The 23,109-nt window shown below is 55.4% G+C and carries 16 protein-coding genes and 1 pseudogene; 10 read left to right on the forward strand and 7 right to left on the reverse strand.

The genetic code is table 11. The features are described from left to right. Positions 1-36 precede the first annotated feature (36 nt). From MJ257_RS04185 to MJ257_RS04210, 6 genes and pseudogenes are all read left to right on the forward strand, one after another. Positions 37-1,506: a polysaccharide deacetylase family protein gene (locus tag MJ257_RS04185; protein ID WP_240268051.1), complete on the forward strand. Its 1,470-nt coding sequence runs from the start codon at positions 37-39 to the stop codon at positions 1,504-1,506. 1 nt (position 1,507) lies between these two features. Continuing rightward, positions 1,508-2,819: pseudogene (locus MJ257_RS04190) on the forward strand (nucleotide sugar dehydrogenase). A gap of 8 nt (positions 2,820-2,827) precedes the next feature. Beyond that, positions 2,828-4,699 carry a glycosyltransferase family 2 protein gene (locus tag MJ257_RS04195; protein WP_240268052.1) on the forward strand — a complete coding sequence of 624 codons (1,872 nt, stop codon included), beginning with the start codon at positions 2,828-2,830 and terminating at the stop codon, positions 4,697-4,699. Positions 4,700-4,745: 46 nt separating this feature from the next. Continuing rightward, positions 4,746-6,503 carry a polysaccharide deacetylase family protein gene (locus MJ257_RS04200; protein WP_240268053.1) on the forward strand — a complete coding sequence of 586 codons (1,758 nt, stop codon included), beginning with the start codon at positions 4,746-4,748 and terminating at the stop codon, positions 6,501-6,503. A 37-nt stretch (positions 6,504-6,540) separates the two neighbouring features. Continuing rightward, positions 6,541-7,221, forward strand: coding sequence for a class D sortase (locus MJ257_RS04205; RefSeq protein ID WP_240268054.1), 681 nt, complete (start codon positions 6,541-6,543; stop codon positions 7,219-7,221). Between the two features lie 101 nt (positions 7,222-7,322). Beyond that, positions 7,323-9,515 carry an alpha-galactosidase gene (locus tag MJ257_RS04210; protein ID WP_240268055.1) on the forward strand — a complete coding sequence of 731 codons (2,193 nt, stop codon included), beginning with the start codon at positions 7,323-7,325 and terminating at the stop codon, positions 9,513-9,515. A gap of 69 nt (positions 9,516-9,584) precedes the next feature. Here MJ257_RS04210 and MJ257_RS04215 read toward each other — a convergent pair whose 3' ends face one another. The 3 genes from MJ257_RS04215 to MJ257_RS04225 all read right to left on the reverse strand — a co-directional run bounded on the left by MJ257_RS04215 (position 9,585) and on the right by MJ257_RS04225 (position 12,363). Further along, positions 9,585-10,046, reverse strand: coding sequence for a carboxymuconolactone decarboxylase family protein (locus MJ257_RS04215; RefSeq protein ID WP_240268056.1), 462 nt, complete (start codon positions 10,044-10,046; stop codon positions 9,585-9,587). A 73-nt stretch (positions 10,047-10,119) separates the two neighbouring features. Further along, the gene (sigJ, locus tag MJ257_RS04220) at positions 10,120-11,004 is read right to left on the reverse strand and encodes an RNA polymerase sigma factor SigJ (RefSeq protein WP_240268057.1); all 885 of its coding nucleotides are present in this window, start codon (positions 11,002-11,004) and stop codon (positions 10,120-10,122) included. Between the two features lie 108 nt (positions 11,005-11,112). Then, a complete protein-coding gene (locus tag MJ257_RS04225) occupies positions 11,113-12,363 on the reverse strand; it encodes a methyl-accepting chemotaxis protein (protein WP_240268058.1) in 1,251 nt (416 codons plus the stop codon). A gap of 249 nt (positions 12,364-12,612) precedes the next feature. Between MJ257_RS04225 and MJ257_RS04230 the strand changes: the two genes are divergently transcribed. Continuing rightward, a complete protein-coding gene (locus MJ257_RS04230) occupies positions 12,613-13,065 on the forward strand; it encodes a MarR family winged helix-turn-helix transcriptional regulator (protein WP_240268059.1) in 453 nt (150 codons plus the stop codon). After that, the gene (locus tag MJ257_RS04235) at positions 13,055-14,572 is read left to right on the forward strand and encodes a DHA2 family efflux MFS transporter permease subunit (RefSeq protein WP_240268060.1); all 1,518 of its coding nucleotides are present in this window, start codon (positions 13,055-13,057) and stop codon (positions 14,570-14,572) included. The genes MJ257_RS04230 and MJ257_RS04235 overlap by 11 nt, the downstream gene beginning before the upstream one ends. Before the next feature lie 323 nt (positions 14,573-14,895). Here MJ257_RS04235 and MJ257_RS04240 read toward each other — a convergent pair whose 3' ends face one another. From MJ257_RS04240 to MJ257_RS04255, 4 genes are all read right to left on the reverse strand, one after another. Then, entirely contained in the window at positions 14,896-17,337 is a 2,442-nt protein-coding gene (locus tag MJ257_RS04240; protein WP_240268061.1) for a glycoside hydrolase family 94 protein, read from the reverse strand. Between the two features lie 100 nt (positions 17,338-17,437). Then, entirely contained in the window at positions 17,438-18,490 is a 1,053-nt protein-coding gene (locus MJ257_RS04245; RefSeq protein ID WP_240268062.1) for a LacI family DNA-binding transcriptional regulator, read from the reverse strand. 98 nt (positions 18,491-18,588) lie between these two features. Next, positions 18,589-19,509 carry a molecular chaperone DnaJ gene (locus MJ257_RS04250; RefSeq protein WP_240268063.1) on the reverse strand — a complete coding sequence of 307 codons (921 nt, stop codon included), beginning with the start codon at positions 19,507-19,509 and terminating at the stop codon, positions 18,589-18,591. 174 nt (positions 19,510-19,683) lie between these two features. Beyond that, positions 19,684-20,559, reverse strand: a complete 876-nt coding sequence (locus MJ257_RS04255; protein ID WP_240268064.1) for a C40 family peptidase — start codon at positions 20,557-20,559, stop codon at positions 19,684-19,686. A 114-nt stretch (positions 20,560-20,673) separates the two neighbouring features. On the opposite strand from MJ257_RS04255, the gene MJ257_RS04260 reads away from it, so the two are divergent. Both MJ257_RS04260 and MJ257_RS04265 read left to right on the forward strand, forming a co-directional pair. After that, positions 20,674-21,936: an MFS transporter gene (locus MJ257_RS04260; protein WP_240268065.1), complete on the forward strand. Its 1,263-nt coding sequence runs from the start codon at positions 20,674-20,676 to the stop codon at positions 21,934-21,936. A 121-nt stretch (positions 21,937-22,057) separates the two neighbouring features. Continuing rightward, on the forward strand, positions 22,058-23,050 hold the full coding sequence (locus MJ257_RS04265; RefSeq protein ID WP_240268066.1) for an aldose 1-epimerase: 993 nt from the start codon (positions 22,058-22,060) through the stop codon (positions 23,048-23,050). Positions 23,051-23,109: the final 59 nt, after the last annotated feature.

The raw sequence follows: 23,109 nt of genomic DNA on the forward strand, positions 1-23,109 counted from the left end.
TTCAAGGGAATAGCAGCAAAAAGGAGCAATAGGTCCATGAACCAGAATCGCAAACACGCCCTTTTTTCCGGGATTTTGATTTGTCTCGTCTTCGCGTTGACCTCAGGATGCACATTGGCAGAGAACGGACCGGACCAGGCAGGCGACGGCGGACAAGCCGGCCCAAAGCCTGCGATTCAGCGCTACACCGGAGAGAAAAGCCGGGAAATACCGTTCGTATACACGGCCAAGAAAGAACTGTCCCTCACGTTTAACGGGATGGGCGATCGGGATACGATGTACCGGCTATTGGACGAGCTGGATACTTACCGGATCCAAGCGACGTTTTTTTTGCCCGGCATGAGAGTGGCCGAGGAGCCAGACATCGCGGCCGAGATTTTGGCCAGAGGCCATGAGATCGAGAACAACACGCTAAACCAGCTGGATCTCAAAAACCTGGATTATGAACAAATCTATAAGGAAATCGAGCTGAGCAACGAGGTGATCGAGAAGCAGATCGGGGTCAAGCCGAAGTACGTCCGCACGAAATCCGGCGATTATCCGGCGGATGTTCCGCTGATTGCCGCGCAATTGGGCATGAAAGGGGTCGTGAGCTACAACATCAACCCGCGCGACCGGGACATGCAAGACGCCAATGCGATCGGAGATTACGTCAAACGTTATATTCACCGGGGCGGGATCATCTCGCTGAACACCGACATCAACCCGGAGGTGATTCCGTCCATTCGGTACATCGCCCAAGCGGCCGACGAGATCGGGTATCGGCTGATTCCGCTGGACGAGCTGGTCGAGCACGGAGGGATGCGCAAGCCGCTAGACCAAATCCCCGGATACGACGCGGCACAAATTAATCCGGATTACAAAGACGCCCAATACCGGCTGATCTATCAGGTAGATACGCCGCAAAAACACGTGGCGCTTACGTTCGACGATTGGGGCAGCGATAAAACGGTCACCCGTATTCTCGATATTTTGGCGGAGGGCCATGTCCACGCTACCTTTTTCCTAAGAGCTAAGGGCGTCGAAACGAATCCGAACCTGGCCCGGGCCATGGTAGAAGGCGGTCATGACGTCGCCAACCATTCCTATAGCCATCCGGTGGTGACGTCTTTAACCCCGGCGGAGCTGCAGGAAGACGTGGTCAAGGCGCATCAGGTCATTACCGAGGCGATCCAGCAGCAGCCCGTCATGCTGTTCCGGCCGCCGACCGGCGTCGTGGACGACAAACGGGCCAAGGCGATTGCCGCCATCGGTTATCCCGATATCGCTCTGTACGACGTGACGACGCTCGATTGGGATTCCTCTAACAGCGCCGACGACATCGTGAACGGGGTCATGGAACAGGCCAAGCCGGGTAGCGTCATTTTATTGCACATGCTTGACGACATCCATACGATCGAAGCGCTGCCGCGCGTCATTCAAGGTCTGAAGGCCAGAGGGTACGCGTTCGTGAAGATGGCGGATTTGATTCAAGAGCAGAATTCGAATACAACGGAGACTAAATGAGATGAATTTACTAGATAGGATCACATCATGCCAAGCCACGATCGCCGTGATCGGCTTAGGATACGTCGGACTGCCGATCGCGTGCCTTCTCCCAAAAAGCCAAGGTCATCGGGTTTGACGTGAATGCGCGAAAAATCGAAGCTTACCGTCAAGGCCGGGATGTTACCGGCGATATCGGAGACGAGGCGATTGAGAAGTGCAGCGTTGAATTCACGTCGGATCCGGAGCGGCTGCGGGAGGCCGAGTGCATTATTGTGGCCGTCCCAACCCCTGTGCAAAGCGGCAACGTGCCCGATTTGCGATTCGTCCGAGACGCGAGTATGCTCGTCGGAAGCGTGATGACTCGGGGAGCGGTCGTCATTTACGAATCCACCGTCTATCCGGGGGTGACGGACGAGGTTTGCGTCCCGGCACTGGAAGCGGAATCGGGACTTGCCTGCGGACCGGATTTTAAAGTTGGCTATTCGCCGGAACGCATCAATCCCGGAGATCGGCAACACCGGCTCGAAAATATCGTGAAAATCGTCTCCGGGAACGACCGGGAAGCTTTGGAACTGGTGGCCCGTTTATACGAGCTGATTATCGATGCCGGCGTCCACCGGGCGGAGAGCATCCGGGTCGCGGAGGCGGCCAAGGTCATCGAAAACGCTCAACGGGATATTAACATCGCGTTCATGAACGAGCTGTCGATGCTGTTCCATGAGATGGACATCGATACCAACGCGGTGCTGCAGGCTGCCGGAACCAAATGGAATTTCCTGCCCTTCCGGCCGGGTTTGGTCGGCGGACACTGCATCGGAATCGATCCGTATTATCTGACCTATAAAGCGGAGGACGCCGGCTACCATTCCAAAATTATTTTGGCTGGCAGGCATATCAACGACGGAATGGGGAAATACGTCGCCCAAAACATCATAAAGAGGATGGTTCGCCAGCAAGTTGACCTGAAGCATTCGCGGGTAGGGGTTCTCGGTATATCGTTCAAGGAGGATTGCCGGGATATCCGGAATTCAAAGGTGATCGACATTATCCGGGAGCTGCAGGATTACGGCATCACTCCGTTGGTGGCCGACCCGCTCGTGGACCCGCGGGAAGCTTACGAGGAATACGGCATCGAGCTCAGCGACATGTCCTATATGCGGGATCTGAACGTGGTGGTTCTCGCTGTACCGCATCGCCGTTTCACAAGCTTAAGCTTTCCCGAGGTGGAGGCGATGTTCCGTCCGGGCCAAGCCAAATTAATGGTCGACGTGAAAGGCGCTTTTTCGAAAAACAGGTACGAGGAGAGCGGCATCCATTACTGGAGCTTATAGGACTTGGAATGAAAAGGATGGGAGAGCGAACCGTGTTCAGAAAGAAGCCTAAACGTTCGGAAGAAATCATGGCGGTTCCGCGCGGAGACAGAAGAACTCTGAGGTACGTCCCCGACCCCGAACGCCTTCGCGTTTCGGTGGACAGGAGGGGGCGCCGGAAGGCATTGCCTCGCCGGAGATCCGGCCTGGATCTGCAACAACTCGGACAGAGATATATCGCGGATTTTCCGGTGGCGATCAAGGCGAAGGGACACCGAAAAAAGGGCGGCAGCGAGGGGCGGGTGAACGACCTTTCCGCGACGGGAATGCTCGTGGAGTTGCCGGAGTCGGTGCGCTTGGGAGAACGGGATATGGCCAAACTTCGGTTCCGCATTCCCCCGGGTATCATGCCGGAAGGGTTTGAAGGGAAGGTGAAGCTGGACGCGTCCGTCGTCCGGACGTTCGAAACGTCCGGGGAGAACGGCGTTAAGCGCATGGCCGCTTTCGAGTTTGTGGAGCCGCTGACGGCCTATTTCCGGAGGAAACGTTGGGGATACTCGGTGTATACGGCCAGCGCCACTTTGCTGGCGGCCAGCGCTTTCATTCTGTTGTTGCGCGCCGAAAGCATCATTTACTTTAAATACAACCTCGTATTGTACCTATACAGCTTGATTGCGGCAGCTTTCCTGATTACGCGGTACCTGTTCGGCGCGTTGTACCGGGACGTGCCGATCAATCCGGAATATACCCCGGGGGTGTCGATCATCATTCCCTGCTTCAACGAGGCGGAATGGATCCAGCGGACGGTCATCAGCTGCATGAACCAGGATTATCCGATCGACAAGCTGGAAGTGATCGTCGTCGACGACCGGTCGACGGACGCATCCGCGGAGCGGATTCGCGGTATCGTGGAGAAGCTGCATGCCGAGGAGGAGCGTTTCGCCACCCCCGAGCGGCTGAAGTTTACCGTTCTGGAAACAAACGGCGGCAAGCGCATGGCGTTGGTGAAAGGCGTGGAAATGGCCAAGCACGATTTGGTCGTGTTCGTCGATTCAGACAGTTTTCTTGCGCCGACGGCGATCCGCCACCTGATCCAGCCGTTCCAAGATCCGAAGATGGGCGGCGTGGCCGGGCGCACGGACGTGGAAAACAAATACACGAACACCATCACCAAGCTGCAAACGGTCCGATATTACATCGCCTTTCGGATCATGAAGGCCGCCGAATCGTGGTTCGACAGCGTCACCTGCTTATCGGGGCCGCTGTCTTGCTATCGCAAGGAGTTGATCCTGAAGCACTCCAAGGCGTGGCTGAACCAGAAGTTTCTCGGCCAACCCGCCACGTTCGGCGACGACCGGAGCATGACCAACTTTATTTTGAAGACGCACCGGACCGGCTATCAGGACGCCGCGATTTGTTCGACGATCGTCCCTTCGCGGATGGACGTATTCCTGAAGCAGCAGATGCGCTGGAAGCGTTCCTGGCTGCGCGAATCGTTGCGGGCGGCGGGGTTCATTTGGCGGAAGGAACCTTTTATGGCGCTGTTTTTCTATGTCGGGCTGATCGTTCCGATCGCCGCCCCGGTCGTGGTATTGTACAATCTCGTGTACGTGCCTGCCGTTTACGGGATTTTTCCCGGGACTTTCTTGACTGGGCTGCTGATGATGTCGATGCTGATGAGTTTAGCGCATCTGATGTACCGCAAGAGCAGGTTATGGGTGTTCGGCTTTGTTTTTTGCCTGTTCTACGAGTTCGTGCTGCTATGGCAGATGCCCGTCGCGTGGGTGACTTTTTGGAAGTCCACTTGGGGCACGCGGGAGACGCCGCAGGACGTCGAGGCCAAGCGGAAAAAGGAAGCTCGAAAGAAAAACAAACCTAAAGGGATCGGAATCCCTTTTTAATTGCCTACTAATGCATTGATTTGGGTTTGGGGTGAGAATGGCCGAGATGGCGCAGAAAAAACGAAACACCGTGTTGAACGTCCGCCGGAAAAACCGCCGGAAACGTATTCGGGTCTTCTTTCAAGCCGCGATCTTGCTGATCTTCGGAACCCTCCTGTACCACGCCGTGTTCGACGTGAAGACCTACGAGGCACCGGACAAGTCGGCTTGGAATCAGAAGCGAGGGTTCATCGCGTTGTCCTATTTCGGCGTGGGGCGGAACGGAACGGCGAAGCTGGTGGCGAAGAGCCAGCTGGACGAACAATTGAAGGCGCTGCACGATCAGGGATACCGGACGATCTCGCAGCAGGATATTCTCGATTTCTATGCCAAAGGCGCGTCGTTGCCGGACAAAGCGTTGTTCCTTGCGTTTGAGGACGGCCGGAACGATTCGGATTTGTTTGCCGAACCGCTGCTGGAAAAATACAACTATAAAGCGACGTTTCTATCCTATGCGGACAAAATGGGCAATAGCGAACGCAAATTCGTACAGCCGAAGGACATGCTGGACATGGTCAAAACCGGCTTTTGGGAACTGGGAACGAACGGATATCGGCTCAGCTACATCAACATTTTCGATAAGGATGGCCGGTTTGTCGGGATGAAGGACGAAAAGGAGCTGACCGACAAGGCGAATGTAGCCTATTACAACCATTACTTAATGGATTTCCTCCGGGACGAAAACATGATTCCGGTCGAAAACCGCGCACAAATGGAGGCCCGGATCGAAAGCGACTATAAGGCGATGAATGACGTCTATGCGAAATCGCTTGGATACGTTCCTTCGGTTTACATGATCATGCACGCGAACGCGTTGGGGGAAGGCATGAACCCCTTGGTGACGGCGGCCAATACGGCGAACATCAAGCGGTTGTTCAAGCTGCATTTCAACCGGGAAGGTTCCTCGTTGAATACGAAAGCCAACGGCGTTTTGGACTTGACCCGGGTTCAGCCGGAACCCTATTGGTCGACGAATCATCTCCTGATGAAAATCCGTATGGATACCGGGGAATCGATGGTGTTTGTCCGCGGGGACGAGGAGGCGGCGGGCGCATGGGAAGGACTGAACGGAGCCGCCGAGTTCGCCGGCAACAAGATCGTGTTGACGTCGCCTCCAGGCGGCATCGGCAAACAGGCCCTGAAGGAAAAGGTCCGGGACGTCAAAGTAGCCGCGACGGCAGCCGGCAACGTTGTCGGCAAGCAAATGATTTACCTTCGTTACAACCGCGAAAATGAAAGTTATGTGCGTTTGATTTTGGAAAACAACACCGTTACGGTCGAACAGAAGACGGCCGGACGTCTGCCGGAATTCCTGTTTAAGCAAGAGCTGGCTCCCGTATCCTGGGAAGAGGAGGATCTGGCTTTCGACAAGGCTTCGGTCTATACGCGGGAGCAGACCGCGGCCGGAGCTTCGAAACAGACGGAAATTCCGGTCAATATCCGGGATTCCCGGCGAATCGAAGCCGAGCTGCAAGGAAATGAGCTGAAGCTGACGGTGGACGGGGAGGTTTTGCTGGAGCACCTGCGGGTCGACGATTCGATCGGCTCCGGTCAGGTTGTGTTGGCGGCGCAATTCAGCGAACAAAACGAAAAGGACGATATTTACGACGCGGTTTTCGAGAACGTGGAGATCACCTCTCTGGGAGCAAAGGACGGAGGGGCGGCCGTGGTGTTCAGCAATCGGCTTTCGGGCTGGAAGGGCGTGACAAGGCAAGCGAAGTTAACGTTTGACGGCGCCGTCAACTGGATGATCGAGCATTTTTAAGACGAGGCGTGCGCTTCGGAATAAGGGGGGGGGAGCGGTGCGAAAGAAGTTATCGTGGCTGTTCATCGTACTTGGATTAGCCATTTTGGTTACTCCGGCGCTGCAGGAATGGAAAGCGGACCGGGAGCAGGAAAAAATGCTGGCTGTGGCGGAGCAAGCGAAAGAGCGGAACGATCTTGCCGAAGTGACGAAGCTTGCCGCCGGTTATGAGCGGGTGTCGCGCTTGCTGGGGGAGGAGGCCAACGAGCCGCGCACGGTAGAGCCGAAGCCCTTCAAGCCGGGCGCGGATGGGAAAACGCCGATCGCCACGATCGAAATCCCGGTGATCGACCTTAAACTCCCCGTGTTGGAAGGCGCAACGAAAGCAAACATGAAATATGCGGCGGCGCACATGACCGAAACGTCTCCGTTAGGCGAAACGGGAAACGCGGCGATCGCCGCCCACCGGGCGAGAACGAAAGGGCGGTTGTTTAACCGTCTGAACGAGGTGAACATCGGGGATCAAATCGATATCGACGCCGAAACCGGACGTTTCGTTTACGAGGTTTACGAGATCTCGGTCGTTGAACCCACCGATGTCTCCGTCCTGGAGCCCAAAGGCGACGACCGGATCTTGACCTTGATCACTTGCGAACCGCTGAAAAATCCGACGCACCGGTTGATCATTCACGCCAAGTTGCTTCCCGATAGCGGGAAAGAATCACAAAAATCCATGTAGAAGATCACTTTAATATCGTTACTCCTCCTGGATAAGATAGTAGAATGGAAGAAGATTCGTACTAGAAAAGTCAGATAAGAACATTCCAGGAGGATCGCCAAATGCCTATCTTTTTCGATGAAGCGAAAGGCCTATTCCATTTGCAGTCCCGCAATACGAGTTACCTGATTCAATTGGTCCACGGGTATCCCGCCCATGCGTATTTCGGCGCCAAGCTGCGCCACGGCAGTAACCTCGAAGGTTTGCTGACCTTCCAGGAACGCGCTTCGTTCAGCCCGAATCCTCTTCCGGAGGACAAATCGATTTCGCTGGACTCTCTTCCGCAGGAGTACCCGCAATACGGGACGAGCGATTTTCGCAGCCCGGCCTATCAGGTGCGTCTCGCGAACGGAACACGGGCGACCGAGCTGACGTACCGTACCCATCGGATCGTCCCGGGAAAGCCGGCGTTAGAGGGGTTGCCTGCCGTTTACGTCGAGCTGGACAACGAAGCGGAAACGCTGGAACTGGAGCTGGAAGATCGCGTCTCCGGACTGTCCGTCGTATTAAACTACACGGTTTTTGCCGATTTTGACGCCATCGCCAGATCGGCCCGGTTCAGCAATGGCAGCGGCGAACCGATCCAACTGGAGCGGGCACTCAGTGCCTCGGTCGATTTCCCGGACGCTTCCTACGACGCCCTGTATCTGTCGGGAGCCTGGGCGCGTGAGCGCCATGTGCAGCGCAGACGGCTGGCTCCGGGCGTAACCGGGATCAGCAGCCGCCGCGGTTCGAGCTCGCATCAGCAGAATCCGTTCCTGGCGTTGTTGCGGCCGGACGCAACGGAGCAGCAAGGCGAGGTTTACGGCTTCAGTCTGGTTTACAGCGGGAACTTCACCGCCGAAGCGGAGGTCGAGCAGTTCGGGACAACCCGCGTCTCGATCGGGATGAATCCGTTCGATTTTTCCTGGAAGCTGGCGCCCGGCGAGAGCTTCCAAACGCCGGAGGCGGTGCTCGTGTATTCCGCCGAAGGGCTGGGGGGCATGTCGCGCACCTATCATCGACTGTATCGGACCCGGTTATGCCGCGGGCAATTCCGCGACCAGGAACGGCCGATTCTCGTCAACAACTGGGAAGCGACGTATTTCGATTTCAACGCCGACAAGATCGAGGCGATTGCCCAAGAAGGCAGCAAACTGGGCATCGAGCTGTTTGTGCTTGATGACGGCTGGTTTGGCCGGCGAGACCGCGATAACAGCTCGCTGGGCGATTGGTTCGAGGACCGCCGCAAGCTGCCTGAGGGGTTGGCGGACTTGGCCCGCCGCGTCAAGGACACCGGGCTGCAGTTCGGCCTTTGGTTCGAGCCGGAAATGGTCTCTCCGGACAGCGATCTGTACCGGGCCCATCCCGACTGGTGCCTCCACGTTCCGGAGCGCCGTCGCACGGAAGCCCGCGACCAGCTGGTGTTGGATATGTCGCGCAGCGACGTGCGCCAGTACTTGTACGATCGCTTGAGCGACATTTTCTCCACGGTGCCGATCACGTACGTCAAGTGGGACATGAACCGGAACATGACGGAGATCGGTTCGGCAGCCAGCCCGGCGGAGCGGCAGGGGGAAGTCGCCCACCGTTACATGTTGGGGCTGTATGAACTCTTGGAGCGTCTGACGAGCGAATTTCCGCATATCTTGTTCGAGAGCTGCTCCGGCGGCGGCGGCCGGTTTGATCCGGGCATGCTGTATTACATGCCGCAAACGTGGACGAGCGACGATACGGATGCAGCGGAGCGCTTGAAAATCCAATACGGCACCAGCCTCGTTTATCCGGTGTCGACGATGGGGGCGCACGTCTCTGCGGTGCCGAACCACCAAGTGGAGCGGACGACCCCGTTGACGTTCCGAGGGGACGTGGCCATGTCCGGCAATTTCGGCTACGAATTGGATCTCACCCGGTTTACGGACGACGAGAAGGATACGGCCAAACGCCAGATCGCGCTGTACAAAGAAATTCGCGGTTTGGTTCAGCAAGGCGATCTGTACCGTCTGCAAAGCCCGTTCGAAGGCAACGAGACGGCATGGATGTTCGTCAGCCCGGACCAGAACGAGGCGTTGCTGTTCTATTTCCGCGTGCTGGCGGAACCCAACGGCCCGTTGCGCAGCGTGAAGCTGCAGGGTCTCGATCCGGCCAAAGACTACGAGGTGGCCGGTAGCGGCGAGGTGTACGGCGGTGACCGCCTGATGAGCGCCGGCTTGTCCATGGCCTCGGTGCGCGGCGACTTCAGCAGCAAGATGGTCCGGCTGAAAGCGAAGCGGTAACCTACGAAAAAGACCTGAAGGAGTGAGTCTCCTTCAGGTCTTTTTGCTTGCCAAGAGGCGTTTCGCGCCTTACGCTTCTTTTCCTTCATCGCGGCAGCCGGGAAACATGCCCGTGGTGATGGCGATGCGGTTCCAGCAGTTGATGACGTTGATCGCAAAGATGAGATCCATCGTTTCCTTCTCGCTGAAAAAGCCGCGGACCCGGTCATAAACCGGCTGCGGCACGCCGCCTTCGGCGATTCGGGTCACGGCTTCGGTCAACTCCAGCACCGCTTTCTCCCGTTCGGTATAGCAGGGCGATTCCCGCCAAACGCTGACGAGGGCAATCCGCTGCTCGCTATCGCCGAGCTGGCGCAATTCCGTCGTGTGCATATCGAGACAATAAGCGCAGCCGTTGATTTGCGATGCGCGTATTTTGATCAACTCGTACAAGACCCGGTCGAATCCGCTCTCCGTGACTTGGCGTTCCAACCGGCTCATCGCCTGGTAAACGTTCGGGTTGGCTTGATAATGATCCATTCTGACTTTCATGCGATATCCCTCCATTGGAGAATGATTTGTTTCTTACGCATGTAAGACAAGAGAAGGGATCGATTTGTGACCGCTAGAGGCTCGAGGCTTTGACGATTTTCTCGGGATTGCTGATCATATAGAAACGCCGAATCCGGCCCTGCGCATCGCCTTCAAACAGAATAACGTGAATGACCCGTCCATCGCGGTAATGAACCAGTCCGATTTCCCCGTTGATCTGCGTCGGAACCAGCTCGCCCTGCAGGGAACCTTTGGCCTGGATCCCAGCCCAGAAAGCAATGATACGCTCCTTGGAAAAGATGGGGTTGAGCGCTGCCCTGACTTTGCCGCCTCCATCGGTAATCAGCACGGCGTCCTCCCGAATGACTTCCAGAAGGGGGGCGAAATCCCCGGTTTTTGCGGCTTTTAAAAACTCGCTGGTCCATTTTGCCACTGTCTTCTCATCAGCGGGGGTTACTTCATGCTCCGTTTTGACCTTTTGCCGGGCCCGGCTCAGCAGCTTGCGGCAGGCGACCGCGCTTTTCCCCAAGATGTCGGCGATCTCCTCGTATTCCAGGGCAAACGACTCCCTCAGAACAAAAACGGTCCTCTCGTCGGGCGTCAGCCGCTCCAGCAATACCATAAACGCGTAAGAGATTTGCTCTTCTCGGAGCAAGCGGTCAAGTTGCGTCTCTGGAAGCGGATCGAAGACAGGTTCGGGTAACCATGGCCCGGTATACAGCTCCCGGGACATTCGAGGCGATTTCAGCGCGCTCAGGCTGCGGTTCACGACGGCGCGCATTAAATAAGACTTGGGTTGGCGAATGCTGTCAGCCAGTACGTTCTGCTGCAGCTCCGCAAACACTTCCTGCACGATGTCCTCCGCTTCCGACCAGGAACCGGTCAGCCGGTAAGAGAGGGCGGTCATCGAATGGCGGTAATCTTGATAAAACTGGGCCAAGCGGGCAGACGTCTGCATGGTTGCCAGCCCTCCTTTCATTGCGATTCACTATCTATTATCTTAACGAAAAAATAAAAAATGCCCAGCCCCTTTTCAAACGGGGGGCCGGGCATTGGCTACGGTAGCTTAAAACTTGAAGATATGTATCGTCTTTTGCAGCTGGAACACCGCATTTTTCATCGCTTCGGCCTCTTCGGCCATCGCCCGGATCGAGGTGATTTGCTCGTTCATGGAAGCCGAGACCTGTTCGGTACCTGCCGCGGATTCTTCGGTGATGGCGGAAATGTTCTGAATCGCGGAAGAGATATTCTGCGCGCTTTCCAGCATCGCTTCGCTTTCTCGGGAGAATGCGGCGATTTCTCCGCTGATGTACTGCACGCTTTGGACGATCTCCTGGAAGATCTGTTCCGCCTCGCGGATCATTTCGCTTTGCTGACGGACGACTTCCTCGTTGATCTTGATGTTTTGTCCCGCCTGCTTCACGTCCTGCTCGATGCTGCGGACCAGGTTAAATACCTCTTTGGTTGAAGCGGTCGATTCCTCGGCCAGTTTGCGAACCTCGTGGGCAACCACGGCGAAGCCGGCTCCGTGCTCGCCTGCCCGGGCAGCTTCAATCGAGGCGTTCAGCGACAGCAGGTTCGTCTGTTCGGCAATCTCCGAGATCGTGGCGGTAATTTTGGTAATGCCTTGCGCATTCTTGGCCAAAGCCTCGATGGAATCGGCGACTTTCCCGGTGGCTTCGATATTCTTGCGCATACCGTTCGCCTGCCGGGAGACGGATTCCCGACCGCGTTCTACCAGTTGAATCATTTCGTCGGAGCGTTGATTCATATCCCGGGTGGCAACGGTGTAATTACTAACCTTTTGCTCGATCTCGCCGATCGCATCTTTCATGCCGCTGACATCTTCGGAGATGGCGTTGGCACCAAGCGCCAGCTCATTGGAGGAGTGGGTGACTTGGGTCATGACTTCGATCAGCTCTTGGTTGCGGTCGGAAATGCTCCGGCTGGAATCCATCACTTTGCGGGTGATATCCGATGTCTCCTGCAGGATCTTGCGCAGCTTGTCCACCATGCTGTTGAAGGAACGGCTGAGATCGTCCATGCCTCCGGACTCCGAAATTCGACTGGTGAAGTCGCCTTTGGCGATTTTTGCGGAAGCGCTTGTGACATCGTCAAACGAACCGGTAAGCGCTTTCTGAAGATAACGCGAAAGCGGGAAAGTAAGCGCTGCCAATATGACGACCAGCAAGATACCGATGATGATATGTCCCAGCAGGATGTAGGCAATCAGGGATGGGACGGCAAAGAGCGCGGCCACGAGATAACACGCGGCGGAGATCTTTCCGGATAAGGGAAGTCGGTTGAACCATGTCATGGGATTCATGTCCTCCTTAAGTAGTAGGTGAATTCTACCATAATTATAACATCCAGGGCGCCAGGGGTATAGGACGAAATATTCCGAGAAATTCTAAGCGAAAGTTGAAAAATTTCCGATTTTGCCGAACCTTGGAGGTTGCGATTTTCTTATTGACAACCAACTTGGACCCTTGTTAAATATAATAAAGAATTATTTCGTATACGAAATATTAAAGAGTGAAACAAAAGTGTAAAGGATGAGTACCGTTTGGATCAGAAGCAGCGCATGCATGATATCGTGGAGTCCTTCCGCGAAGTGAAAAGGGCGTTTTATCATTTGTTATCCAAACAAGCCGAACCCTTCGGCATAACCGGCATTCAGTTCATGACGCTGAAACGAATCCAGAACAACCCGCACATCGGGATTACGGAGCTTGCCGATCAAATGCGGATGGGGAACAGCACGGTCAGCGGCGTGATCGATCGACTGGTCAAGGCGGGGCTGGTGGTGCGCGAACGATTGGACATCGACCGCAGATCCGTTGTTTTGCAAATCACGGACAAAGGGATGGAGGTCTATCAGCAGACCGACCTTGAATATACCAAGGCGATTTCGATCGTATTGGCGTCAGCGGAGAAAGATATTGACCATATGCTGCAGACGCATCACAAAATCATCGCATCATTAGAGAAAGCGAGAGAAGAAACCTATGAGCCATGAAACTACTGTACCGGCCGCAAATTTCAAAAGATGGCCGATCGTCATGGCGCTCTTGATCGGAGCGTTTGTGTCGATCTTGAACCAAACCTTGATGAACGTCGCCCTGCCGCAAATGATGGACGACTTGGGCGTCGGAGCAACAACCATTCAATGGCTTTCTACCGGATTCATGCTTGTGAATGGCGTCTTGATTCCGATTAGCGCCTTTCTGATGGAACGTTTCACCACGCGGATGCTGTTCATTTCCGCGATGATTTTGTTCTCGGCAGGCACGTTTATTTGCGGCATCGGCTCGAGCTTCGAGCTGGTGCTCATCGGGCGGCTGGTTCAGGCTGCCGGCGCCGGCGTGCTGATGCCGCTCATGACGGTCGTATTTCTGACGATCTTCCCGATCGAGAAGCGCGGCCAGGCGATGGGGATGATGGGGATCGCCATGATCTTCGCCCCTGCGGTCGGCCCGACGCTTTCCGGCTGGGTCATTGAGCATCACCCTTGGAACGTCTTGTTCTGGATCATTTTGCCGTTTGCGGTCCTATCGATTTTCCTTGGCGTGATCTTTATGAAAAATGTAACCCGGATTGGCCGGCCGAAGTTGGACGTTCTGTCGATCATTTTGTCGACGCTGGGTTTCGGCGGCGTTTTGTACGGGTTCAGCGAAGCCGGCAGCACGAGCTGGGGGGAGACGGAAGTCGTCGTCAGCTTGATTGTTGGCGTTGTCGCCCTGGGATTGTTCCTGTGGCGACAATTGAAGTCGGATAAACCTTTGCTGGAGTTCCGCGTATTCCGCTACGACATGTTCTCGCTTACCACGATCATCAATGTGGTGGTGACGATGGCGATGTATGCGGCGATGATCCTGCTGCCGATTTACCTGCAAAAAATCCGCGGATTCTCCCCACTCGAGTCCGGGCTTCTACTGATGCCTGGAGCGATTCTGATGGGGATCATGTCGCCGATTACCGGGATGATCTTCGACCGGATCGGTGCGCGTTGGCTGGCGGTGATCGGTTTAGCCATCACGGCGATAACGACTTGGGAATTCAGCAATTTGACCGACGGCACGACGTATTCCCATCTTATCTTGATGTATACGGCGCGCATGTTCGGGATGTCCATGCTGATGATGCCGATTCAGACGGCCGGCCTCAATCAATTGCCGGCCCGGCTTAACGCCCATGGGACCGCGATGTCCAATACGCTGCGGACGATCGCCGGCGCGCTGGGCACCGCACTTCTCGTCACGATCATGTCCACGCGTGCAAAGGATAAGGCGGCAGAAATGATCATTTCCGCCGGCATCAACCCGAAAGATCCGGCCAACGCCCAGCAATTGGCCCTGATCACCCGTGATGCGACGATCAACGGGATCGATTTCGCCTTCGTCGTGGCCACGGGGATTACGCTGATCGCTTTCGTCTTAGCTTTCTTTATCCGCAAAGTGCAGGTGAATAAAGAAGGTCAGGACCCGAACCAAGAGGAGAACGGCATGAAGCCTGCCAAGGCTTAAGCCGAAAACTTGGAGAGCAATACAAAACCGGCACCGATAGGTGCCGGTTATTTTGGTTGAACTGGAGTTCATGACTCTCGATCCGTGTTTGGGAGGTGTATATTGCGAAAATGCAGATATTGCGGAGGCTGTGCCCGGAGATAGCCTTCGTCCGGACGGCGTGCGTCCATGGGCGATCGATTCCGAAACGGCATCCCGGCTATGGAGGCTAAGCGAGGAGTGGATCGGCACCCGGTTTGCTGCGGAGTAAGGCAGAAAAAAAGGCTGTTCCCAAATGGAAATTGGGGAACAGCCTTTGATTTTGTACGCGTCAATCGATTCCTTTAGCCCAACACAACTTCGACCTGATGCACGCCGCCGTCGCCAACCGGCGCGATGACGTTGCCTTGGATCGGCTGGCCGTCGACCGTGATGCGGGCTACGCCTTTCTCCACGTGGTTCGGGTTGCTGACCCGGATCACATACGTATCGCCGCGGAAGACGCGGGTGATCTCGTAGCCGTCCCAAGCCGACGGAATGCAAGGGTCCACCTTCAGACCGTTAAAGTCGGCTTGAATGCCGAGGATTGCCTGCGTAATCGCCACGTAGTTCCATGCAGCCGTCCCGGTGAGCCAGGAGTTCTTCGCTTCGCCGTGACGCACCGCGTCTTTACCGGCGATCATTTGCGAGTAGACATATGGCTCCATCCGATGAACTTCGCTGATCTCCTCAAGGTAAGCCGGCGCGATCTTGGCGTATACCTCAAACGCCCGGTCGCCGTGGCCCAATACGGTTTCGGCGATCATGATCCACGGGTTGTTGTGGCAGAAGATCCCGGCGTTCTCTTTATACCCTGGCGGGTAACTGGAGATTTCGCCCAGATTCAAATAATATTTCGAATACGGCGGCTGCTGCAGCACGATACCGTATTTCGTATCCAGACGCTCCGCCACGGAAGTGAGCGCTTTAGCTGCCAAACCTTCCTCTACGCCGATACCGGCCATGACGCACATGCCTTGCGGCTCGATGAAGATTTGTCCTTCGGCGTTTTCCTTGCTGCCGATTTTCTCGCCGTAATGGTCGTAGGCACGTAGGAACCAGTCGCCGTCAAAGCCGTGCTCCAGCGTCGTTTTTCGCATTTTTTCGGTCCAATCGAGCGCTTCGGTCGCTTCGGTGTCCAGCCCGCGCATGCGGCAAATTTCTGCGAAATCCGGACCAACGAAGACGAACAGGCCGGCGATAAATACGGATTCGGCTACGCGGCCTTCGATATTCGCGGTCGTTTGGAACGATTCGCCCGGCTCCTTGGAGAAGCAGTTCAGGTTGAGGCAGTCGTTCCAGTCGGCCCGGCCGATCAACGGCAAGCCATGCGGCCCGAGGTTATGCACGACATGATAGAAGGAACGTCTCAAATGTTCAAACAGCGTCGCCGTGTTGTCCGGATTGCTGTCGAACGGCACTTGCTCGTCGAGGATGCTGATATCGCCGGTCTCCTTGATGTAAGCGGCCGTACCCAGCACCAGCCACAACGGATCATCGTTAAAGCCGCTGCCGACTTCGTTGTTGCCTTTCTTCGTGAGCGGTTGATATTGGTGATACGCGCTGCCATCCTCGAATTGCGTGGCGGCGATGTCGAGAATCCGCTCTCTGGCGCGCTCCGGAATTTGATGCACGAAGCCAAGCAAGTCCTGGTTGGAATCGCGGAAGCCCATGCCGCGGCCAATGCCGGATTCGAAATAGGAGGCCGAACGCGACATGTTGAACGTCACCATACATTGATACGGATTCCAGATGTTGACCATACGGTTCAACTTGTCGTCGCCGCTTTGGATTTGGTATTTGGACAGCAAGCCGTCCCAATACGCCGCCAAGTCGGCCATCGCGCGGTCAACGTCGGCGTCGGTGGCGAATTTAGCGATCATGTCAAGCGCCGGTTTTTTGTTGATCACGCTTGGGGATTCCCATTTGTCTTCTTCCGGCAATTCGACGTAACCGAGAATGAAGATCAGGCTTTGCTCTTCGCCCGGCGCAAGTTTCAGCGTCACTTCGTGTGAACCGATCGGCGACCAGCCGCTGGCGACGGAGTTGGAGGCTCTGCCGGCCACGACGACCTGAGGTTCGTGCAAGCCATTGTACAGGCCCACGAACGATTCGCGGTCCGTATCGAAGCCGTCGATGTCGCGGTTGACGGAATAGAAGGCATAGTGATTCCGGCGCTCGCGGTATTCCGTTTTATGGTAGATGACCGAATCCAGGACTTCCACTTCGCCGGTGCTCAGGTTGCGCTGGAAGTTGGTCATGTCATCCTGCGCGTTCCAAAGGCAGAATTCGGCAAAAGAGAAGAGGGAGACTTTTTTCGTCTGGGAGCTCGTATTTTTTACCGTCAGGCGATGTACTTCGCCATTGTAGCCTAGCGGAATAAACGCTAATTGCGTCACCGAAATCCCGCCGCGTTCCCCGGTAATCGACGTATAGCCCAAGCCGTGCCGGCATTCGTAAAAATCAAGCTCGCGCTTCACCGGCATCCAGCCCGGCGTCCAGAAATCGTCATTGTCGTGGTCGCGGAGGTAGTAATAGCGTCCGCCGGTATCGAGTGGAATGTTGTTGTAGCGGTACCGGGTCAACCGGCGCAAGCGCGCATCCCGATAGAACGTGTAACCGCCGGCCGTGTTGGAGATGAGTCCGAAAAATTGCTCATTGCCGAGGTAGTTAATCCAAGGGTAAGGGGTTTGCGGCGTATGGATCACATACTCTTTACGCTGATCGTCAAATGCTCCGAATTTCATGAATAGGAACTCTCCCTTCGTTTGTGAACGCGCGTTTATTTTATTGAAAAAAGATTCCTCCCGGCGATCGTTGATCGAATAGAGGAGGAGGTACACCGGCTTAATCCATCGGGGGCTGGCAGGAATCCCGGATGACCAGGCGGGTTGGAAAGCTGACCGTGCTGAACGTGGGCTGTTCCGCTTCGCAAAGCTCGATCACCCTTAATACGGCGGCTTTGGCCATTTCATCGACGGGCAGCCGGACGGTCGTCAGCTTGGGCGTGATCCGTGAGGCCAGCTCCACATCGTCAAAACCGATGACGGACAACTGCTCCGGCACGCTGATCCCCTTTTCCGCAAACGCTTCCATCGCGGCGAAGGCCATGTCGTCGTTGGCGCAGAACAACGCCGTCGGCAAGGTTCCCTGTTCGATCAGCCTGCAGGTTTCGCGGTAGGCGCTCTCTTTCAGGAACTCGCCCTCCAGCATAAATGCTTCGGGCAGCGGTAATCCGTGCTTCCTCAGGGTGTGCTCATAGGCTAAGTATCGCTCGCGCCCCGAGTACGTATTCATGCTGCCTTTCAGGATGCCGATGTCCCGGTGACCCAGCTCGATCAAGTATTCGATCGCCTGGACCGTGCCCTCGTAGTCATTGGAGTTGATGACGGCGAGGTGGTTCTTGTTCAGCCGCTCCGCCATGATTTCCGCGATGTCGTAATCGACGAGCACCAGCGGCGCTTCCTGATCGACCATTTCCCGAACCAGTTCGATGTCCTTTTGCGTGCCGACCAGAATGCCGCCGTCGATTCGCTTCTGCAAGAAGGCCTGCTTGACCTTCTGAAAATCCCCCGGCGAATAGACGGTATGAATCAGCACATAAAATCCGCGGGCATTGGCTGTATCGACGACCATGTCGACGATCGGGGCAAAGTAGCTGTTCTGATAGATGCGGCTGGTGTCTTCCTTCTCGGTCATGCTGATGGCGAACAGGCCGATCGTATCCGTCCGTTTGCCGGCTAGCGCCCGGGCAAAGCTGTTCGGTTCGTAATGGTGCTGCTCGATGACGCGGAGCACCTTGGCCCGTGTTGCTTCCGGAACGTTCGGATAGTTGTTGATCACCCGTGATACGGTGCTGCGGGACACCCCGGCCAGTTTAGCTATGTCTTCGCTGCGCATAAGGTTCGTCCCCACTTTCGTAAACGCGCGTTTATAGGGTTATTTTATAGCATCCCCCGAAATTAATCAATTCCCAAAAAAGCACGAAAAAAAGGCGGCTATTTCGCCGCCTTTGGAAGGTTCTCCAAATACTTCTTCATCATCTCGATCGCTTTGTCCTTATTCTTCGTATCGGCGCGGAGGGAGATGATCATGTCCGTCATGCCGAGCGGCAGCTCCTTCACGAGGGTGCTGTCGGTGACGTTAATCCCGTACACATGCTCGGTATTGTCTTCGTCGGATACATCCTTGACGAGGTTTTCATCGGTCAGGAGAGATTTAAGCTCGCCGTTCGCCACGTCGTCGAGGCTCAGAAAAGCGCCGCCGTTCGACAGCCACAAGAACGTAGGCGAATCGGTAATATAAATATCCGGACTGGTTGTGGCGATCACCGCCATCGCTTTTTGTTGGTAAGCCATATCGGCGGAACTCAAACCGGCTTCTCCCTGAGGCGGCAAATACACATTCTCAATCTCCACCCGTTTGAAACCGGGGATCTGCGCCGTCATGGCTTGCTCCAAAGCGTCGACACCGCCATTTTGGTCGTCGGTCATAAAATTCCCAACCATCATGATCGACAGGTCGACGGGAGGCAGGGAGGCCAGTCGTTTTTGTTCTTCGCGGTGGTCAAGATAAGCGTTCGTGCCGAAAATAATGGCTACCACAGCAATGAGTCCGATAATCACATAAGTCCGGTAGAGCCGGAAAAAATCGTCGATCTTCTCGGCGGTTCCGGCGAAATTGCCCCACTTCGCATAGCGCTTCTGTTTTAGCTCCGCAATTTTCCGCTGTTCCTCCGTCTCCACGATCCGCTTGTAGGCTTGGATTTTTCGTTCGATTTCCTCGGCTTCGCCGGGATCGAGGTGGCGGGAGCGGGATTTGCGCAGCAAAATGTCGAACACTCGCTCCAGCTCTTCGCGGGAAGCGTTTTCGGGCAGGGCTAGCAGTTGATAATCCTGTTTTAAATTGTCGTTGTCCATCGTCTTTCTCCTCTGAATCGTTCGGGTTTTAAGGTATAAATATTATATGGAAAGTGATGCATACATTTATTATACTTTGTATTTGTAACGAAGGGAAATCGCCTTCCGGCATGAAAAAAGCCGGGTGAACCTTGCGGTTCCCCGGCCTTTGCTTCATTAGAAGCCAGGCTTGGATTAACGAACCCGGCGCATGGAAATGATCATGTCGCTCCAGTACCCGCTGTCCAGCGGGCTGATTTGAACCCCGGGGTCGCCCCAGGTATGAATGAACCTGCCGTCGCCGATATAGATGCCGACATGGCCGGCAATATTGTCGGATTTAAAACGACCGGGGACGGTGAAGAAGATCAAGTCCCCGACTTGAAGCTGGTCGCGCGTGACCGAAACGCCTTCTTGGGCTTGATCCCGGGCCAGACGGGGCAGGTCTTGGCCAAATTTTTTGAAGACATGCCGGGTAAAGGACGAACAATCGAACGTTTTGGACTGCTCGTAAGGAGCCGCGCCGAATTCATAAGGAACACCCAAATATTGCTTGGCATAGGCGATCATCTCATCGCGTTGATCGGCGACGCCGAGAATTCCGTAGCGGCTTGTCCCAGTCTGCGGCTGAATGGGGTCACCCGCCGGGGTAATGCGGTCAAACGCCAAATCTCCCGTGCGGGAATCGATCCGGGCTTTCGATTGCAGCAGGGCGGATACGGAATCCATCGTCATGTACACTTGACCGTTCTCCCGCACTGGCGCTTGGGGCAGGGAAATCGGGCGTCCGAAGGAAATCGCATGCCTTTGGCTGGGTTGAACCGTAAACATCACATCGGTAAAGCCGAGATTGGCGCTATCCTCCGTTTCTTGCAGCCGCAAGCCAAGACTATGGGCCACTTGCGTCAGCGGTACCCAGGACGTGCCGCCGGCGTCCGTAACCGCTTCCGTTTTCACCGGCGAATGACCGGCTGGAGGAACGGAATCCGAGCGGAGCCGGTTCTGCTGGTTGCATGAGGTAGCGAGCATTAGCGGCAGCGCCATACAAACAAGAAATATCCCAAACTTCAAGGAATTGCGCATAAGTTGAGCAGCACTCCATTCATTCAGATTAGCGAGTCACTTGAAGTATGTAAAAAAAGAGATAGAACTATTCGGGCAGGAGCTAAAGGAGCATCCATCACCATGAAGAGCACCATCATTCAAAGATCGCACGTGCAGCGCAAGCCGTCCCGGCAGCGCCGCAACCTCGCGATCGCAACTTGGGAAGGCGTGCCTTCCACGATTTTTCAGACATTGCTTGGCGGTCAGTTCCTGACCGGGTTTCTGCTGTATCTCGGGGCGAATTCAGCGCAAATCGGCTTTGTGCTGGCGATCACGACCTTTGTCAATATTGCCCAGATTGCGGTGGCGTTCCTGATCCAACGATTGACCAGCCGCAAATGGGCGCTGGTGCTGTTCGTCGGGATGCACCGGATCCTTTGGGGGGCGACGGGCCTCGTTCCGTTTATTTTTCCCCACCGTTATTGGGTTGCGGGTTTTATTGGACTGTATATCGCCGCGTTTATATTCAATACGGTCGGCGCGATGCTGTGGAACTCGCTGATTAGCGATATTGTGCCGGCCCGCGTCCGCGGCAGGTATTTCGGGATTCGGAATACGTTCCTTAATGCGCTTAACACGCTGGTGATGTTTTTGGGCGGGATGGTGCTGGATCATTATCCGGCAGCGCAAGGGTTCTTCTACTTATATATCGTGATCTGGATATGTGCGATTGCCAACATTATCGTGTTTATGTTCTATCCCGACGCGGCTTTCGAGCGCTCGGCCGAAAGCAAGTTCATGCCGATGCTGCGCAAACCGCTCCGCGACGGAGCTTTCATGAAGGCAACCTTGTTCCTGGCAGGCTTCCTGCTGCTGCAGAACCTAGTCGTTCCGTTGTATTCGTATGTGATGCTGGAACTGCTGCACATCAATTACCAAACTATCTCGCTCTTAAATGTGACGCAGACGGTGTTTATGATGGCAAGCTTTTACGTTTGGGGCAATCTCAATGCGCGATACAGTAATCGCCGTCTGTTGTTCTGGACGCTGCCGATCATCGCGCTTGCGATTCTCTGCTGGGGCGGCTTGTCCTTCTTGCCGATGCTTCCCGTTCTCTTTCTGGCCCACATGGTGTTTGGGGTGGGGGTCGGCGGCTTCAACCAGTTGGCTTTTAACTTCATGATCGGCGATACCCCCAAACCGGAACGCCCGATGTATATGGCGATGTACTCCGCCATCACCGGTGTTGCTTCTTTCTTTGGTCCGCTGCTGGGCGGACAGGTGCTGGAATGGATCGAAGCGTGGCCGACCTGGACTCAGGTATACGGGATGCAGCTGTTTGTCGGTACGGCGATGATCGTCTTGGCGGTGAGCCTGGGACGACGGATCTTGCGAGACGTGTGAAGGGGGGCGTATCATGGGGGGAAGATGTTGCTCCTGCTATGACGGACAGGGGTGACTTTTGGGAGCGCTTTAAGGTATATTACAAGTTGAACAGCTAAGCAATGAAGGGAGATTATCATCCATGGCACAAAGAACGGCTTATGAAGGCACTTATCAAGGCGAAAGAGCGGTATGGCTCAAATCCGGGCGATTCGAGGCGGTGATGCTGCCGGAAATCGGCGGTAATCTGATTGCTTTCCGCGATGTCGAAAGCGGTTACCGTTTCTTGCGCGAACCTGGCGAGAGCGAGATGGAGGTTTTCAAAAGCAATCCGGGGGTTCACGGCATTCCGGTCCTGTTCCCTCCAAACCGTTACGAGGACGGGTTGTTCCCGTGGAAGGGCGAAGTGCTTCAATTTCCGGTGAATGAGGCAGCGACGCATAACCATCTGCACGGATTCTTACATACGACGGCCTGGGAGGTCGAGGATTTCGGCCAAACCCCGTTGGAAAGTTATGTATCCGTCAAGGTTTCCGTTGACGAGAACCATGAAGTGTACCGTTACTTGCCATTCAAATTCACCGTGCGGCTGAAATACATCTTAAGCGATGATGGTTTGGCCCAGCAGGTGTTCGTTCGAAATGACGGCGACAAGGAGATGCCATGCCTGCTGGCGTTCCATACGGCGGTGAATGCGCCGTTTGCGCCGCAGAGCACGGCCAAAGACTACAAGGTGAAGCTGACGATCGGGCAACGTTGGCAAATGAGCGAACGGATGCTTCCGACCGGAGCCTACCAACCGCTGACGGCCGAAGAGCTGCAAATGCAGGGAGAAGGCGTATTCCCATTCTTCGCTTCGATGGATAATCATTACACGGCCGTGCCGCAAAACGGCAGAAACCGGATGGAACTGACCGATACGAAACTAGGCAAGACCCTCGTTTATGACGTGGGTACGTCCTACAAGCAATGGATGATTTGGAACAACGGAGCAACGGAAGGATTCTTCTGCCCCGAGCCGCAAATCAATCTGGTCAATGCGCCGAAGGCAGAGTTGCCGGCAGAGGAAATCGGGTTATTCAGCCTGCTTCCCGGAGAGATCTGGGAGGAGCGCGCCCGTCTGTACGTGAAGTAAGGTAGACAACGGAAAAAGCAGCCGACCGGCCGTCTGGGACGACGCGGATCAGGCTGCTT

The sequence above is a fragment of the Paenibacillus timonensis genome (assembly GCF_022427145.1).
Taxonomy (GTDB): Bacteria; Bacillota; Bacilli; order Paenibacillales; family Paenibacillaceae; genus Fontibacillus; species Fontibacillus timonensis.

Bases quoted from the DNA above. Each gene is read 5' to 3' on its own strand.
- MJ257_RS04185 (WP_240268051.1), top strand. From the start codon at position 37: ATGAACCAGAATCGCAAACACGCCCTTTTTTCCGGGATTTTGATTTGT.
- MJ257_RS04195 (WP_240268052.1), top strand. From the start codon at position 2,828: ATGAAAAGGATGGGAGAGCGAACCGTGTTCAGAAAGAAGCCTAAACGT.
- MJ257_RS04200 (WP_240268053.1), top strand. From the start codon at position 4,746: ATGGCGCAGAAAAAACGAAACACCGTGTTGAACGTCCGCCGGAAAAAC.
- MJ257_RS04210 (WP_240268055.1), top strand. From the start codon at position 7,323: ATGCCTATCTTTTTCGATGAAGCGAAAGGCCTATTCCATTTGCAGTCC.
- MJ257_RS04215 (WP_240268056.1), bottom strand. From the start codon at position 10,046: ATGAAAGTCAGAATGGATCATTATCAAGCCAACCCGAACGTTTACCAG.
- sigJ (WP_240268057.1), bottom strand. From the start codon at position 11,004: ATGCAGACGTCTGCCCGCTTGGCCCAGTTTTATCAAGATTACCGCCAT.
- MJ257_RS04225 (WP_240268058.1), bottom strand. From the start codon at position 12,363: ATGACATGGTTCAACCGACTTCCCTTATCCGGAAAGATCTCCGCCGCG.
- MJ257_RS04235 (WP_240268060.1), top strand. From the start codon at position 13,055: ATGAGCCATGAAACTACTGTACCGGCCGCAAATTTCAAAAGATGGCCG.
- MJ257_RS04240 (WP_240268061.1), bottom strand. From the start codon at position 17,337: ATGAAATTCGGAGCATTTGACGATCAGCGTAAAGAGTATGTGATCCAT.
- MJ257_RS04245 (WP_240268062.1), bottom strand. From the start codon at position 18,490: ATGCGCAGCGAAGACATAGCTAAACTGGCCGGGGTGTCCCGCAGCACC.
- MJ257_RS04250 (WP_240268063.1), bottom strand. From the start codon at position 19,509: ATGGACAACGACAATTTAAAACAGGATTATCAACTGCTAGCCCTGCCC.
- MJ257_RS04260 (WP_240268065.1), top strand. From the start codon at position 20,674: ATGAAGAGCACCATCATTCAAAGATCGCACGTGCAGCGCAAGCCGTCC.
- MJ257_RS04265 (WP_240268066.1), top strand. From the start codon at position 22,058: ATGGCACAAAGAACGGCTTATGAAGGCACTTATCAAGGCGAAAGAGCG.